The following is a 13870-nucleotide window of genomic DNA, read 5'->3' as shown; positions in this document are numbered from 1 at the left end:
AACGCCTTTCTGTCGTGCGACGGGTCAGGGGAGGCCTCCGGACCACAGGTCCACCGCGAGCGGGAGCAGACGGATGGGCGCGGAGCGGTCGCCGCAGCTGTCGGAGTGCAGCAGTCGGTCCACTCCCTCGATCGAGGAGAGTCGACCCTGGGAGGTGGGGACGACGTGTGTGATCACGACCGTCAAACGTGCTCCCAGGGCAGCGAGTGCGGCGCAGAGCGGCCGGATCGTGGACCCGGAGGTGCACACGTCGTCGACCAACAGCAGGTGACGATAGGCGAGTTCTTCGGGGAGCCGCCCGTAGTAGGTGCCGCGTTCCGGAGACTTCGATTTTTGCAGCGTGATCACGGGTACGGAAAGCGCCTGCGCGATCGACGACGCCCGTGCGGCCCCGCCACGGTCGGTGGAGACGACCAGATCGGGTGGGTCGGCGGAGCAGAGTTCGACGATCGTCTCCGCGCAGCCGAAACTGACCACTTCGGGGAGGTCGTCGCCGTCCCAAGCGGGAGTGCTGTGGCGGTCCACAGTGATCACGCGGTCCGCTCCCGAGCTGCCGAGCAGGCGCAGGACCAGCCGGGCACCGCGCGACTCCCCCGGGTTCGTCTCCCGGTCCTGTCGTTGGTAGCAGAGGTACGGCACGAAGCAGGTGACCGATGCGGCTTTGGCCGTCACGGCGATGTCGACGAGCTGGCACGCGGTGAACAGACGCGCGTCCTGCGGGGGAGCGGTGGTCTGCGCGACGAGCACGTGGCGTCCGTGGATACGCTCGACCTCCGGAACGGTGAGCAGCTGCTCGCCGTCGGGAAAGGTCGACCGGATCGCGCGGATCCTCTCGACGCGGTCCGGAATATCGGCTTCCCGGTGCAGGTCGTCCGGTCCGAGCAGTACGAGACGGTCGGTCACTCCTCCACCCCCGTACAGGCGAGTGCCGCCTCCCTGGCTGCGGTCAGATCGCGCAGCGCCTCCGTCGTGGAGGGCAGGGCCGGACCCTGGCGGCGCAGGAAGGCCGCCCAGTGCTCGAGTTGCCGGACGAATCCATTGCTCTGTGCGGGGAAGCCGTGAGTGGTGACGCGGTCCGCGCGGAACTCCGTGAGCCGCATCCCTTGTTCGATGAGATACGGCGATCCTGCCTCCAGGAGGATTCGTGCGTCGTCCGTCACGACCTCGATCCGCTCCTGGTACTCAGGGATGCCCGGAAGCCGTATGTGGCTCATCTGTACGGCGATCTCGCCGCTCGGCCACCAGCCGCACGCGGCCGCGCTGCCGTTCGCCCAGTGCCTTCCGTGCGCGACATGCCCGACGAGGGAATGCGGGGCCAGTGCTGTGTGGACGAGGTTGATCTGGTGGATGAGCGAGGCGCCGATCCCGCGTTCGTACACCGTTCGCTGGCCGGCAGTCGCGTCCGCGAGCACCTCGGCGACGATGCGGGCGGCGGCAACCCGACTTTCAGGCTTGGGAGCGGTGGGGGTGATCAGCCGGTGGGCCACCTGGAGAGGCGAATCCGGGTCGACGATATCCACGGAAATCCGGCGGACCCGGTCGAGTTGTTCGGAGACGAGCTCGACGAATCGCACGGCGGCCGGGTCGTGGCGCTTCATGTAGCCGACGGCCACATTCGCTCCGCTGATTTGTTCTGCGGCGATGAGTGCTTTGAGATCGCCCGGATCAAGGCTCGCGGGCTTTTCCACGAGCACATCGATGCCACGGTCCAGCACCTCGGTGACGATGTCGCGATGAGTTGGCCAAGGAGTCGCGCAGATCACCGCGCGAGCGCCTTTGTCGAAGGCCACTTCGAGGTCCGCGCCCACGGTCAGCCCGGAGAACTCCCGTCCGAGCACGGTCGAGCGGTCAGAGTCCGGTTCGACGACTGCGACGAGGTCGAACAGATCCGGACGTCTCAAGAGTAAGGGGATGTGTACGGCAGAAGCGACCCTCCCGCCGCCGACCACCGCCACCGGGATCACTGCCTGTGTTGTCATCGCCAGCCTTCGATTCTCCGGCAGGTTCTGTCCCGCCGGCGGGACAGAAGGCGAATCTAGCGGAGAGGGTGCTCATCGCGTGTCTCTCGGACCGAGGTCGACCTATCGTCATGGCCCGACGGCACGATTCATTGACCGGCTTTCCGGACTTCATGACGATGACTGCAGCGCCGGACGGAAAACGAGGTGATGATGGTGGGCAAAACGTTACGTGGGCTCATCTCGGCCAATGCGCCGATTCGTGCTGTCGGCGTGCATGACGGTTTGAGCGCAATCATGGCGGAGAACGCGGGATTCGAAGCCCTGTGGGCCGGCGGACTCGGCATCTCGACGTCCCATGGGGTGCCCGACGCGGGAATCCTGACGATGACGGAGTTCCTGCAGGACGCCGTGCGCATCCGGCGGGCGTCGTCCCTACCGGTGATCGCCGACGTGGACGCGGGCTTCGGAGATGTCAATGTCGTACGAAGGATGGTCGGCCTCTACGAGGCGGAGGGCATCGATGCCGTGTGCATCGAGGACAAGCAGTACCCTAAGCGCAACAGCTTCCTCGACGGTCACCTGCTCGAGGAACCGCTGACCTTCGCCCGCAAGATCGAGGCGGCCAAGGCGGCGCAGCGTGGCGAGTCCTTCATGGTGGTCGCCCGGCTTGAGTCGCTGATCGCCGGGGCCGGGATGGAGGACGCACTTTCCCGCGCGGTGCTCTACGCGAAGGCCGGCGCGGACGCGATCCTGGTCCACAGCAAGGAGCGTCGGCCCGACGAGATCGCCGAGTTCTGTGCCCGAGCCGGCGACGCCGGTCTCGAACTGCCGCTGTTCGCGGTACCGACGACGTATCACGCCACCACGGTCGAGAGCCTGCATGTGATGGGCATCGCGGTCATGATCTACGCGAACCAGCTGATCCGGGGTTCGGTGACGGCGATGGAGGAGGTACTCACCTCGCTCGCACGCACGTCCTCCACCACGGAGATGGAGGACCAGATCGTTCCGGTCAAGCGGCTGTTCGACCTGGTCGGCACGGAGAGGCTTGACAACGCCGGGATACCGGTCCGATGAGCCTGCTCGTCACGCCGACCGTTCTCGGGCACCGTGTGCTGAACCTGCGGGCCGCCGAAGCGACGGGACTCCCCGGTCTTGCCGATGCGTCGATCACCACGCGCATCCTCGTCGAGAACGTCCTACGCCGGGCCGAAGGCGGAAACGACCCCGACGAGGCGATCGCCCTGGCCGACGCGATCGTGCGTGCGGGGTCCGGCGAAGGGGTCGACGTTGCCTTCGACTTCCACCCCAGCCGGCTGCTGCTTCAGGATCACTCCGGAGTCCCGGTACTCGCGGACCTGGCGTCGCTGCGCGAACTGCTGGCCGAGCGAGGCCTCGACCCGGGTGTCGTTTCCCCCGCGCTGCCAGTCGATCTGGTCGTCGACCACTCGGTGGAGGTCGACGAAGCGGGTAGTCGCATGGCGCTGGCCCGCAACATGAGCCGGGAGATGCGGCTCAACGCCGAGCGTTTCCGCTTCCTGAAATGGGCTCGGCAGTCCATGGCCGGTGTGCGGATCGTTCCGCCGGGCCACGGCATCATCCATCAGATTCACTTGGAGCGGCTGGCCCGAGTGGTCGGCATCGGCAGCGACGGTATCGCGGCCCCGGACACCGTCTTCGGCACGGACTCCCACACCCCGATGGTCAACTCGATCGGCGTGCTCGGCTGGGGAATCGGCGGGCTCGACGCGTCCGCGGTCCTGCTCGGGATGCCCGTCTCGCTGCTGGCCCAGCCGGTCGTCGGCGTCTGGCTGACCGGGCGGCTGCCGGCCGGCACCACCGCCATGGATCTCGCTCTCACCCTCACCGAAGTCCTTCGGGCCCATGGCGTGGTCCACTGCATGGTCGAGTTCCGCGGCCCGGGAACGCTGTCGCTGTCGGTCACCGACCGGGCGACCGTGGCCAACATGGCTCCCGAGTACGGTTGCACCTCGACGCTCTTCCCGGTGGACGCACGGACGATCGAGTTCCTGCGCCTGACAGGCCGTACAGAGGAGGCGCTCGCGCTGGTCGAGGGCTACGCCAGGCATCAGGGCTTGTTCGTGGAGGAAGCCGGATGGCGTCCGGCCTTCGCACGGACCATCGAGTTGGATCTGGCCACGGTAGAGCCGAGTGCGGCCGGGCCGCGTCGTCCGCAGGACCGGGTACCGCTCGCCCGCGTACCCAAGAGCTTCGCGTCCGAGGTCAGGAAGGGGAGCGACGAGGACGGAATGATCGCCATCGCAGCGATCACGAGCTGCACCAACACGTCGAACCAGACATCGATGATGCTCGCGGGTCTGCTCGCCCGGAACGCGGTGGGTCGCGGTCTGAAGGTGCCGGCTTGGGTGAAGACCTCGTTGGCCCCCGGGTCGCGGACTGTGACCGGCTTTCTGGAGGCCGCCGGGCTTCTGTCCGCGCTGGCCGAGCTCGGATTCGATGTCGCCGCCTACGGGTGCACCACCTGTATCGGCAATTCGGGTCCGCTGCACGCCGACGCCGCGCGGTCGGTCAGCGAGCGCGGGACGAAGACAGTGGCTGTGCTCTCGGGCAACCGCAACTTCGAAGGCCGCATCCACCAGCAAGTCGCCGCGGCGTATCTCATGTCGCCCCCGCTCGTCATCGCTTATGCGCTGGCCGGCCATGTGCGCGTCGATCTGACCTCGGAGCCGCTCGGCACCGACCCGGACGGGCGCCCGGTCATGCTCGCCGACCTGTGGCCCACCGCAGAGGAGGTCGACGAGGCGCTCGGACAGGTCACGCTGGAGCGCTATGCGGAGAATGCCCAAGGCCTGTTCGAAGGGGACGAGAGTTGGCAGGCACTGGAGAGCCCGGTCGGAGCCCGGTACGACTGGCCGACCGGTTCGAGTTACCTCACCCCGCTGCCCTTGATCAGCCTCGACGGTGACGCCTCGCTCGAGGACGTGCGCGGCGCCCGCGCGCTGGTGAATGCCGAGCATTCGACCACGACGGATCACATCTCGCCGGCCGGCCAGATCAGGGCCGATTCCATGGCGGGTCGATACCTGGGTGAACTCGGGGTCCAGGAGGCGGAGTTCAACACCTTCGGCTGCCGCCGGGGCAATCACGAGGTACTGGTACGAGGCACCTTCGCCGGCGCCGGAATGGTGAACCGACTGGCCGATCGCAAGGGCGGGTTCACCCGGCATTTCCCCACTGGCGAGCAGACCACGGTCTACGAGGCCGCGACGCGCTACCGCCAGGAGGGAGTCCCGCTCATCGTCTTGGGCGGCCGTGCCTACGGCATGGGCAGCTCCAGGGACTGGGCGGCCAAGGGACCGCGGCTGCTGGGCGTGCGGGCTGTACTGGCCGAGAGCTTCGAGCGCATCCACCGCTCCAATCTCGTGGCCGTCGGCATCGTGCCGATGGAGTTCGCCGCGGGGGAGGGCGTGCAGTCACTGGGCATCACGGGCGAGGAGCGCTTCGACGTGACCGGGTTGGATGCCCTGGAGCCGGGAGGCGAGGTGAACGTGCGTGCCTACGACGAGTCCGGTGCCGAGGTCGCCGCCTGGACGATGACGGCCCGGGTCGATACGCGGCATGAGCTGGACTGCATCCGCCGCGGCGGTGTCTTCGGCGTCATCGCGGACACGATGATCCGCATGAAGGGATGAAGATGACTGAGGAGATCAAGCCGGCCCCGCCAGGGTTCACCGACGACCAGTGGCGCACTTTCGCCACCGAGGGCCTACTCCACGTCGAGAACGCGCTGAGCGAGGAGCAGGTCGAGGAGCTGCTCGGTGCCGTCACCGGTACGTCGGTGGCGCGACCGAGAAGGAACACACCAACAAGGTCGAGAACATCATCGCGAAGCACCATGAGTTCGCGTCGCTGATCGACCTCGAGACCCACATCGGCTACGCCTACGACATCTTCGGCGACCAGACGCGGCTCAGCCAGAACGACCTGTTCATGCGACCCCCCGGCAGCGTCATCAACCACTGGCACTTCGACGGCCCGCGAGCCGTCCCCTACCGTGTCTTCTCCCCGGTCCTCCCACTGAAGTTGCGGATCGGATACTGGCTGACTGATCTCCCCCGTGAGGGGATGGGCAACTTCGTCTACATCCCGGGGAGTCACCTCGCCGACTACGAGGCCGAGCACGCCGGCATCGACGAAGTCGCCGGGCAGAAGGTGCTGACGTGCCGCAAGGGCTCGATGACCATATTCGGTGCGAACCTGTGGCACCGCATTCAGCCGAACCACAGCGAAGTCACACGGATCAATGTCTTCCTCTCCTACACGCCGACCTGGGTGAACGGGTACTACTTCCAGAGCCTGGAGGACTACCCGGACCTCACTCGGGAGCAGCGGATCCTGTTGCGTCCCTACGGCAAGTCTCAGGAGGACTTCAGCCGTCCGCCCGCCCAGGACCAGCCGCTCTACCAGGGCGGGTTGGAGCGCCCCGCCCCGGAGCCGGTCGAGCGTCACAAGGTTCGTCGGCTCACCCGCTACGAACAGCACCTGCGGCACCTGTAGGCCGCGATGAGATATGAGGAGTTCACTGCCGCGCTCACAGCGCTCGCCGATCGCCTGCCGACAGCGCAGGCATGGGTGAGCGCCGAACCGTCGCGGGTGGTTGAGGTCGAACGCCGCCTGGAGTCGGACATCGTCGCGCTCATCCTGCGCCACTTCGGACCGGTGACGGTCCTGGCGGAGGAGCACTACACACTTCACGGCGACTACGCCCACAAGGCGCCCGGTGATCTGTGGTTCGCCGTCGATCCGCTGGACGGCTCCAAGTCCTACAAGGCCGGGCGGGACACCTACGCCGTGTCCGTCGCGGCATGCCGGGGCACGGAGCCGGTTTTCGGCGTGGTCCACCGGCCGAGTTCGGGGGCGCTGTACGTCGCGGAGAAGGGCAGCGGCGCGAGCGTGAACGGCCGCCCGCTCAAGGCCCCGATCGAGCCGGAACGCAGGCTGATCGCGGTCGGCAACGGAGTGGTCCTCAGCCCCCAGTCCAATTTCGCGCTGGAGAACCTGCTGCTTCTCTCCTACGAGCTCGAACACATGGCCTGCACCTCGTTGAAACTGTGCTTCCTGGCCGAGGGTACGCGTGCCGGATTCATCAAGCTGCTCGGTACCGCTGGCGGGCTGCCGCGCGTGTGGGGCCTCGCCGCAGGGCAGCTGATATCCACCGAGGCCGGGGTGAAGACCGCGAGGCTCGACGGCGAAAGCTGGCACTGGGGAGCAGGCGCGATCGCCGTGGGCGACCAGCGATTCCATGAAGAACTTCTCTGAGCACAACACGGCCTAAGGAGCGGCGCGGATGCCAGAAGTGTGGGAACCCTCCGAGGAGATGCTCGTTCAGGCGCAGTACTACATCTGCCACGAGCGGCACTACTTCCACCGCTACCGAATATTGCGCGACTGTCCCAACCTGTCACTGTTTTTCATGGACCGCTGGTACGACTGGCAGTACGAGAGCTCGGGCGATGTCCCGATGATCAGCCGTTACAACGGTCTGATGGAGATTGCGTGCCGGGAGTCCTGGGCCGAGGAGGAGGTGCCCCTCGCGGTGCTCCCCGACCGGATCCGTCGTGCGTTCGATCGCGGCTCGCACATCACGGTGCCGGTGGCCTTCGTCCACAGCGATGGCACGCCCTACGTCACCGAGTGGTTGCTCGAAGGGATCGACGCCGACGACACGGTCTACTACACCAAGTCGACCTCGGACGCTGCCAGCCGGACCTTCCGCAAGCCGGTGGCCTTCGAGAAGCTGGCGGATCAGCTGTTCCGCACCGATGACGGGCTCGTCGCCGTGACGGAGATCAAGGCTGCCCCGACCATCGAGCGGATCCTCTCCCTGGAACCGATGGAGGCCTACCGCGCGGTCTTCGCCGAGTACGGTCTTCGTTGGGAGGGCGGCCGGCTCTCGCGCTATGTGACGCCGGTCACCATCGGCGTCACCGGGATGGACCAGCTCATCGAGGCTTGGCAGGAGCGCGCGGAGGAGATCCTCGTCGCCGGCGAGTTGCGCTTCAACGACCAGTCCCGGGTCAGTAAGCACCTGCAGAACCGCTTTCACCCCGTACAGCACTATCTCGGCTTCCTCCTGGAGAGTCCCGAGACCAATGCCGCGCTCGGTGATCTGGCCTCGGACGTGCGGCGAGGCCGGGACGACATGGGCCGCGCGCTGTCGGATGTGCTGAAGTTCGCGAGCCTGCTGGTGCAACGGACCGATTCGTCCAGCCTCGGGCTGTATCTGAAGTACCTGCGCAACCTGCGCGAGACCGTAGTGGACTACCAGGCGTTGAATCTTCGGGTGCAACGGGCCCTCGCGTGACCTCGGAGCCCGAGTTCCTGGATGTCGTCGATGCCGACGACCGGGTGATCGGCAGGGCGACGCGCGAAGTGGTGCACAGGGACCACCTGATGCACCGCGGAGTCCACGTGCTCGTCGTCAACGCGCTTGACGAGATCCTCGTACAGATCCGCTCGCAGCACGTGCCCAATCATCCCGGCCGGCTCGACGCCTCCGCGGGCGGACACGTCGTCAGTGGCGAGAACTACCGGACCGCGGCCTCCCGAGAGCTGTTCGAGGAACTCGGCTGTCATGACTCCGGGCTCGACCACGTCTGCCTGTACGACGGTTTCTCGGAGCGGCAGTTGGAGAAGCGCGCGCTCTACGTGCACCGCTGTGAAGGACCGTTCGCACCTGATCCGGAGGCAGTGGCGGGGGTCACGTTCATGGCTCCGCAAGCGCTGGTGGAGACCTTCTCGCGGCGGGCCTGGGAGTGCACCGAGGGGTTCATGCGGTCGGTCAGCCTGTTCTTCGATCACCAGGCGATGCAGGGTGCTTCCACGCTGGCCTGGAGATGGTGCGAGGCTCCCGATCGGGAGTCGGTCCGGGGCACGCAAGGGGAAGTGGCGGCCACGCAGAGCTTCCGTTACCCGACGAGCAAATCCTAGGAACCCTCCATGACGACAGCGAACGCCGAATCGGCTGCGCCGGCTGAACATCGGAAGTGGGCCAGGGTGATACCGGCCAAAGGGCCGCAGCGCGTTCTCGCGACGTCCCAGCTGATCAATAACCTCGGCAACGGGATGTTCATCACCGGCCAAGCATTGTTCTTCACCCGCTCGGTCGGGCTGCCCGTCGGCCAGGTGGCGACCGGCCTCGGCATCAGCGCGTTCATCGGGCTGCTCGTGGGGATCCCGGTCGGCCGGCTGGCGGATCGGTATGGCTCACGCGAGGCGTACGCGGCAACGATGACGATCGAGGGCGTCGCGGCCGTATCCCTGGTCTTCGTGCACACCTTCTGGTCCTTCCTGGCGCTCGTCTGCATCACCCAGATGGCGCAGACCGGGAGCTTGGCGGCCCGAAGCCCCATGCTGCGAGCCCTCGGGGGTGAGAAACCGGCGGAGTTCCGCGCCTATCTCCGTACCCTGACCAACATCGCGTTCCCGCTCGGAGCGGCGGTGGCCATGGCCGCCATCCAGGTCGGGACCCGGTCGGCCTACCTGACCCTTATCCTCGGCAACGCACTGAGTTACTTCGTGTGTGCCCTGCTGATGACGCGGATCCCTCACGTGCCGCCGAAGCCGGCCCCGCCCCAGACCAGCCGGTGGATCGCGCTGCGGGACAAGCCCTTCCTTGCCGTCACCCTGCACGAGGGGCTGCTCGCCACCCAGCTCGGGGTCCTCACCTTCGCGCTCCCGCTCTGGATCGTGAGCCGGACCGAAGCCCCCCGTTGGACGATCGGTCTCGGATTGCTTGTCAACACCGTACTGTGTGTGGCGTTCCAGATCCGTTTCAGCAAGGGTGTGGACTCCCCGGGCGCTGCGGGCAGGGTTCTGCGGCGCGCCGGTTTCGCCTATCTGGTAGCGGCCTTCCTGCTGGCTCTGATGGCCGGGGTGCCCGGGTGGGCGGCCGTTCTTCTTCTGATCCCCGGTGCCGCCATCCACACCATTGGCGAGATGTGGCAGTCCTCGGCGGGCTTCGAGCTCTCCTTCGGTCTCGCGCCGGAGCACGCCCAAGGCCAGTACTCGGCCGTGTACAACATGGGTTTCGGCTTCGCCAATGCGGTCGCACCGCCGGTGCTGGCGCTGCTGTGCATCACCTGGGGCCGCCCGGGCTGGTTCGTCCTCGGGGCGCTCTTCGGTCTGCTCGGCCTGGCTGGCCCGCCGCTGGTCGCGTGGGCCGAACGCACCCGTTGAGAGATGGTGAACATGACTGATCCCGTGAGCGCGGCCCATGAGGAACTCCTGGGTCGTGGGCACCCCGCATGGATGGACTTTCCGCGCAGCTCGCCAGCCCTTCTTCCGGCCTTGTCCCGACTGGCCGCGCAGCGGGCCGATCTCGACGACGTCGTGCTGGTCGGCATGGGCGGCTCCTCTCTGGCCGCGGAGGTGATCGCCTCTGCGGCGGGCAGGCCTCTGACCGTGCTGGATACCACCGACTGCGGGCAGGTCGAGGCCGTCCTCGAGCGCGACCCGGAGCGCATGCTGGTGATCCTGTCCAGTAAGAGCGGCGAGACGATCGAGACCAACAGCTTGTGTCGGGTCATGATCCAGCATCTGGCCGAGCGCCTGCCATCTGATGAGGCCGCCCGCCACTGCGTCGCCGTTACCGACCCGGGCTCGCTATTACACCGCATCGCGCTGGACCGGGGCTATGCGGCAGTTCTGGCCGACCCGAGCGTTGGCGGACGCTACAGCGCCCTGGGACCCTTCGGGCTTGTCGCGGGGGCGTTGCTGGGAACGGACGTGGATGGCCTGCTCGCTGACAGCGCGGTGATCCGTGACGAGCTCGAACGCGCGGATAACCCGGGCCGGGAACTCGGCAGTGTGTTGGCGCATTCGGCTCTCGCTGGTCGCGGCGCACTGGTGCTCGACGTGCCGGATCCGCGGCTGAGCGGTCTGGGGGACTGGATCGAACAACTCGTCGCCGAGTCGACGGGCAAGGACGGACGTGGCATCCTGCCCGTGGTTGGAGGCTGTGATCCCGACGGTTCGATCCGAGTTCTGCTTACAGCGGGCGGCGGGATACCCGCGGTTGAGGGCGTCGGTACGCTTGGGATTCACCGGCCGCTCGGCGCGCAGTTCCTGCTCTGGGAATACGCGACCGTGATCGCCTCTCGAATACTCGGGGTAAACCCCTTCGACCAGCCCAACGTGGAGGAGTCCAAAGCGAACACGGCAACCTTGCTCGGTGAGGGCAAGGTTGATGAGAAGCCTGGCTTCACCGAGGACGCGATCGAGGTCTACACGGCCGGAGCGGACCTGAGGGCCCGGACGGTAGCTGGAGTGCTCAGCGAGCTGACGGAGCGCATTCCGGCGCAGGGATATCTGTCGGTGATGTCCTACCTCGACCGTGAGCGCGATGCGAAGGTGGCCGAAATCGGTGACGGACTGCGGGCACAGACGCACTGGCCGGTGACCTTCGGTTGGGGTCCGCGCCTGCTGCACTCGGTCGGGCAGTATCACAAGGGAGGTCCGTCCGGCGGGGTGTTCTGCCAGATCACCGGAGCGGTGAAGGCCGATATCGAGATTCCGGGCCGCCCGTTTACCCTGGCCGGTCTGCAGGCAGCTCAGGCGGGCGGCGACCGCAGGGCGCTGCTCTCCCGCGGGCGCACGGTGCTCCGCTTGCACTTGCGTGACCGGGAGAGCGGGATCGAGCAGTTGGTCGAAGCAGTCGCAGGTGCCCGGCCGTGAATCTGGCGCGCCACCTGCTGTGACGACCCGGCGGCGGAAAGATTGTCATGCCGGGAGAGCAGGCTTGTCCTGCGCCAGCGGTGGTGATGTCGCTGGGACGGGTGACCAGAGCCGTCCACCAGACCGGTGTCGGCCGCCAACGCTGTCGCACGCCGCTGAGGTCCCCCACAGATTGCACACCGGATGCGGCCACCGGCCGGACGGAAGAACGAGTCCCGACCTCGCGGCCATCGGCTACGCCGCCAGCGGCAGGTCGTCGTCGTCACGGGGGAGGGCTCGGAGCCGGCCTGCTTGGGCTTGGTCGAGGGCTCGGGCGAGGGCGTTGACGGCCTGGTCGGCGGAGTCCTTGAAGAGGTGGCCGTAGAGGTTGATCGTGGTCGCCAGGGTGGCGTGGCGCAGGGTCTTGGACACGATGGCGATGGGGATGCCTTCGGCGATCATGATGCTGGCCGCGGTGTGGCGCAGGTCGTGCAGGCCGATCTTCGGGAGTCCGAGCTCGGCGGTGCGTTTGTGGAGCTGGTCGAGGACCCACTGGGGCCGCAGGGGCGATCCGTCCGAGTTGGCGAAGACCAGGCCCTCCAGCCGCCCCTTGGGGTGGGCGGACATCTGGAGGTCGGCCTGGCGGTGGAGGGCGGTCATGACTCTGGGGGAGAGGCTGATCCAGGCGCGGCTGGCTTCGGTCTTGGGCTCGCGGAGGTGGATCTTGCCGTTGTTGATGGCGGCGAGGGTCCAGCGGACGTAGAGCTTGCGGTCCATGAGGTGGACGTCGGACCAGTGCAGGGCGAGGGCCTCGCCGCGGCGCATGCCGGTGCCGAGCATGACCTCGAACAGGTCGGTCAGCTGATCCGCGTACTGCTCGGCGCCGTGGCGCAGGAAGGTGGCGGCCTCGTCGGGGGTCCAGCAGGTGCGCTCGGCGGCGCGGGGCCGGGCGGGGACGGAGTGCTTGGCCGGGTTGTAGCGCAGGCGCCAGGAGCGGACTGCGGCGTTCAGTGCGTTGCGCAGGGTGGACACGGCCCGGTAGACGGTGACCTTGCCGCGCTGGGCCTTCAGCTGGGTGGTGACCCAGGCGTCGACGTGCTCCGGGCGCAGGTCGAGGAGCCGGAGGTGGCCGAAGGCGGGGATGAGGTCCCGCTCGACGCACGCGGCGTAGCCGGCGTACGTGTTCGGTGCGAGGTGTGGCTTCCTCGTGGTCAGCCACTCCCGCAGGTAGCTCGCGACGGTGGTGCGGCGGTTCTCGTAGACCCCGCGCAGCTCACCGTCGAGCACCGCCCTCATCTCGCGGGTCGCCTCAGCTCGGCTGGCGAAGCCGCCCCGCCGGCGCGTACGGCGTCTGCCCTCCTCCGGGGCCAGGTCGACGCAGTAGGTCCACGACCCGTGACCCGTCTCCTCCAACAACCGCACACACCACGGACCCAGCTGCCTCCCGTGCCCGTCCGAACAACCACACCGCCGGTACACCCTGCCCCGCTGCGCACGCTGTCCCATGAACTTCCCCTTCTCTCGGACTGGGTGGTGACTCTGGGGCAAGAGTGGCTGTTGTGTCGGGTGTGGCGATAGAGCGTGCGAGGCGGTGCGCGAAGCACTCAGGACCAGACGGCGAGGACACGCTCGAGACGACACACCGTCCGGAAGATCACTATCCGCATCCGGTGGGTAGTCGACCCTGATCCGACCGGACCGTCTCGTCTGCCAGGGGCGATGCACGACGGGCTGCGGCGGTCGACAGAAGGGTCCTGCTGAAGGGCCGACAGATTGCTGTCACTGGCGGTGACGGAGGCGGCTCCGGGGGCCTGGGGACCATTTGGGGACCGCATCTGGTGGGCGCCCATGAGCGCCCGTGGGCGCTTACGGACATCTATGTACGAACTTGAACCCGGCTGAGCATCGGCCGGGTCCCGGCTCTGTCGACCGTGGATCTTTATGGAGAGTCTCAACTTCCCGTGTTTTCAGCTTAGTTGAGCAACAAAAAAGCCGAGGCCGTGAGGCCTCGGATGTCGACAATAGTTGAACCCCTTGACTGGGGGTCAAGGGGTCGACTCGGCGGAAGCATCCGGGCGGTAGGTGTTGGGAAGATGGTGCAGGCGGTGAGGATGGTTAACGACCTGGTGCGTGATTGCGGCGGCGATGTGACGGGCTGAGCGACGGCCGTTGTCAGGCTGTGGCGGTGCGGTCGGAGACGAGTCCTGCGACGG

At 67.2% G+C, this 13870-nt stretch carries 11 protein-coding genes; 8 read left to right on the top strand and 3 right to left on the bottom strand.

Translation table 11 applies throughout. The features are described 5' to 3' along the window. Positions 1-24 precede the first annotated feature (24 nt). Complete coding sequence (gene prs, locus ACFVVA_RS10540; RefSeq protein WP_387687887.1) at positions 25-903, bottom strand: ribose-phosphate diphosphokinase; 879 nt, start codon at positions 901-903, stop codon at positions 25-27. Beyond that, a complete protein-coding gene (locus tag ACFVVA_RS10535; RefSeq protein ID WP_387687885.1) occupies positions 900-1979 on the bottom strand; it encodes a Gfo/Idh/MocA family protein in 1080 nt (359 codons plus the stop codon). The genes prs and ACFVVA_RS10535 overlap by 4 nt, the downstream gene beginning before the upstream one ends. Positions 1980-2168: 189 nt before the next feature. Here ACFVVA_RS10535 and ACFVVA_RS10530 point away from each other — a divergent pair, with 189 nt between their 5' ends. Genes ACFVVA_RS10530 through ACFVVA_RS10495 form a run of 8 tightly spaced genes read left to right on the top strand, consistent with a single transcriptional unit; the run spans position 2169 to position 11678 of the window. Beyond that, entirely contained in the window at positions 2169-3038 is an 870-nt protein-coding gene (locus ACFVVA_RS10530; protein WP_387688287.1) for an isocitrate lyase/phosphoenolpyruvate mutase family protein, read from the top strand. Further along, entirely contained in the window at positions 3035-5635 is a 2601-nt protein-coding gene (gene acnA, locus ACFVVA_RS10525) for an aconitate hydratase AcnA (protein ID WP_387687883.1), read from the top strand. Before ACFVVA_RS10530 ends, acnA begins: the two co-directional genes overlap by 4 nt. 49 nt (positions 5636-5684) lie before the next feature. Next, complete coding sequence (locus tag ACFVVA_RS10520) at positions 5685-6500, top strand: phytanoyl-CoA dioxygenase family protein (protein ID WP_387687880.1); 816 nt, start codon at positions 5685-5687, stop codon at positions 6498-6500. Between the two features lie 6 nt (positions 6501-6506). Continuing rightward, positions 6507-7262 carry an inositol monophosphatase family protein gene (locus ACFVVA_RS10515; RefSeq protein ID WP_387687877.1) on the top strand — a complete coding sequence of 252 codons (756 nt, stop codon included), beginning with the start codon at positions 6507-6509 and terminating at the stop codon, positions 7260-7262. Positions 7263-7290: 28 nt separating this feature from the next. After that, positions 7291-8307: a hypothetical protein gene (locus ACFVVA_RS10510; RefSeq protein ID WP_387687875.1), complete on the top strand. Its 1017-nt coding sequence runs from the start codon at positions 7291-7293 to the stop codon at positions 8305-8307. Then, a complete protein-coding gene (locus ACFVVA_RS10505) occupies positions 8304-8933 on the top strand; it encodes an NUDIX domain-containing protein (protein WP_387687873.1) in 630 nt (209 codons plus the stop codon). Before ACFVVA_RS10510 ends, ACFVVA_RS10505 begins: the two co-directional genes overlap by 4 nt. 9 nt (positions 8934-8942) lie before the next feature. Continuing rightward, the gene (locus tag ACFVVA_RS10500) at positions 8943-10181 is read left to right on the top strand and encodes an MFS transporter (RefSeq protein WP_387687871.1); all 1239 of its coding nucleotides are present in this window, start codon (positions 8943-8945) and stop codon (positions 10179-10181) included. Positions 10182-10193: 12 nt separating this feature from the next. After that, the gene (locus ACFVVA_RS10495; protein WP_387687869.1) at positions 10194-11678 is read left to right on the top strand and encodes a glucose-6-phosphate isomerase; all 1485 of its coding nucleotides are present in this window, start codon (positions 10194-10196) and stop codon (positions 11676-11678) included. Positions 11679-11912: 234 nt separating this feature from the next. Here the strand turns inward: ACFVVA_RS10495 and ACFVVA_RS10490 are convergent, their stop codons facing one another. Next, on the bottom strand, positions 11913-12953 hold the full coding sequence (locus ACFVVA_RS10490) for a tyrosine-type recombinase/integrase (protein WP_387687867.1): 1041 nt from the start codon (positions 12951-12953) through the stop codon (positions 11913-11915). Positions 12954-13870: the final 917 nt, after the last annotated feature.

It is taken from the genome of Kitasatospora sp. NPDC058048 (genome assembly GCF_042885555.1).
GTDB classification, from domain to species: domain Bacteria; phylum Actinomycetota; class Actinomycetes; order Streptomycetales; family Streptomycetaceae; genus Kitasatospora; species Kitasatospora lactacystinica.
Note: the sequence above shows the minus strand (reverse complement) of the source record. Positions and strands in the feature narration are given on the sequence as shown.

Excerpts from the sequence above, each read along its gene's own strand:
- ACFVVA_RS10510 (WP_387687875.1), top strand. The coding sequence starts at position 7,291 with ATGCCAGAAGTGTGGGAACCCTCCGAGGAGATGCTCGTTCAGGCGCAG.
- ACFVVA_RS10515 (WP_387687877.1), top strand. The coding sequence starts at position 6,507 with ATGAGATATGAGGAGTTCACTGCCGCGCTCACAGCGCTCGCCGATCGC.
- acnA (WP_387687883.1), top strand. The coding sequence starts at position 3,035 with ATGAGCCTGCTCGTCACGCCGACCGTTCTCGGGCACCGTGTGCTGAAC.
- ACFVVA_RS10490 (WP_387687867.1), bottom strand. The coding sequence starts at position 12,953 with ATGAGGGCGGTGCTCGACGGTGAGCTGCGCGGGGTCTACGAGAACCGC.
- ACFVVA_RS10495 (WP_387687869.1), top strand. The coding sequence starts at position 10,194 with ATGACTGATCCCGTGAGCGCGGCCCATGAGGAACTCCTGGGTCGTGGG.
- ACFVVA_RS10500 (WP_387687871.1), top strand. The coding sequence starts at position 8,943 with ATGACGACAGCGAACGCCGAATCGGCTGCGCCGGCTGAACATCGGAAG.
- ACFVVA_RS10530 (WP_387688287.1), top strand. The coding sequence starts at position 2,169 with ATGATGGTGGGCAAAACGTTACGTGGGCTCATCTCGGCCAATGCGCCG.
- ACFVVA_RS10535 (WP_387687885.1), bottom strand. The coding sequence starts at position 1,979 with ATGACAACACAGGCAGTGATCCCGGTGGCGGTGGTCGGCGGCGGGAGG.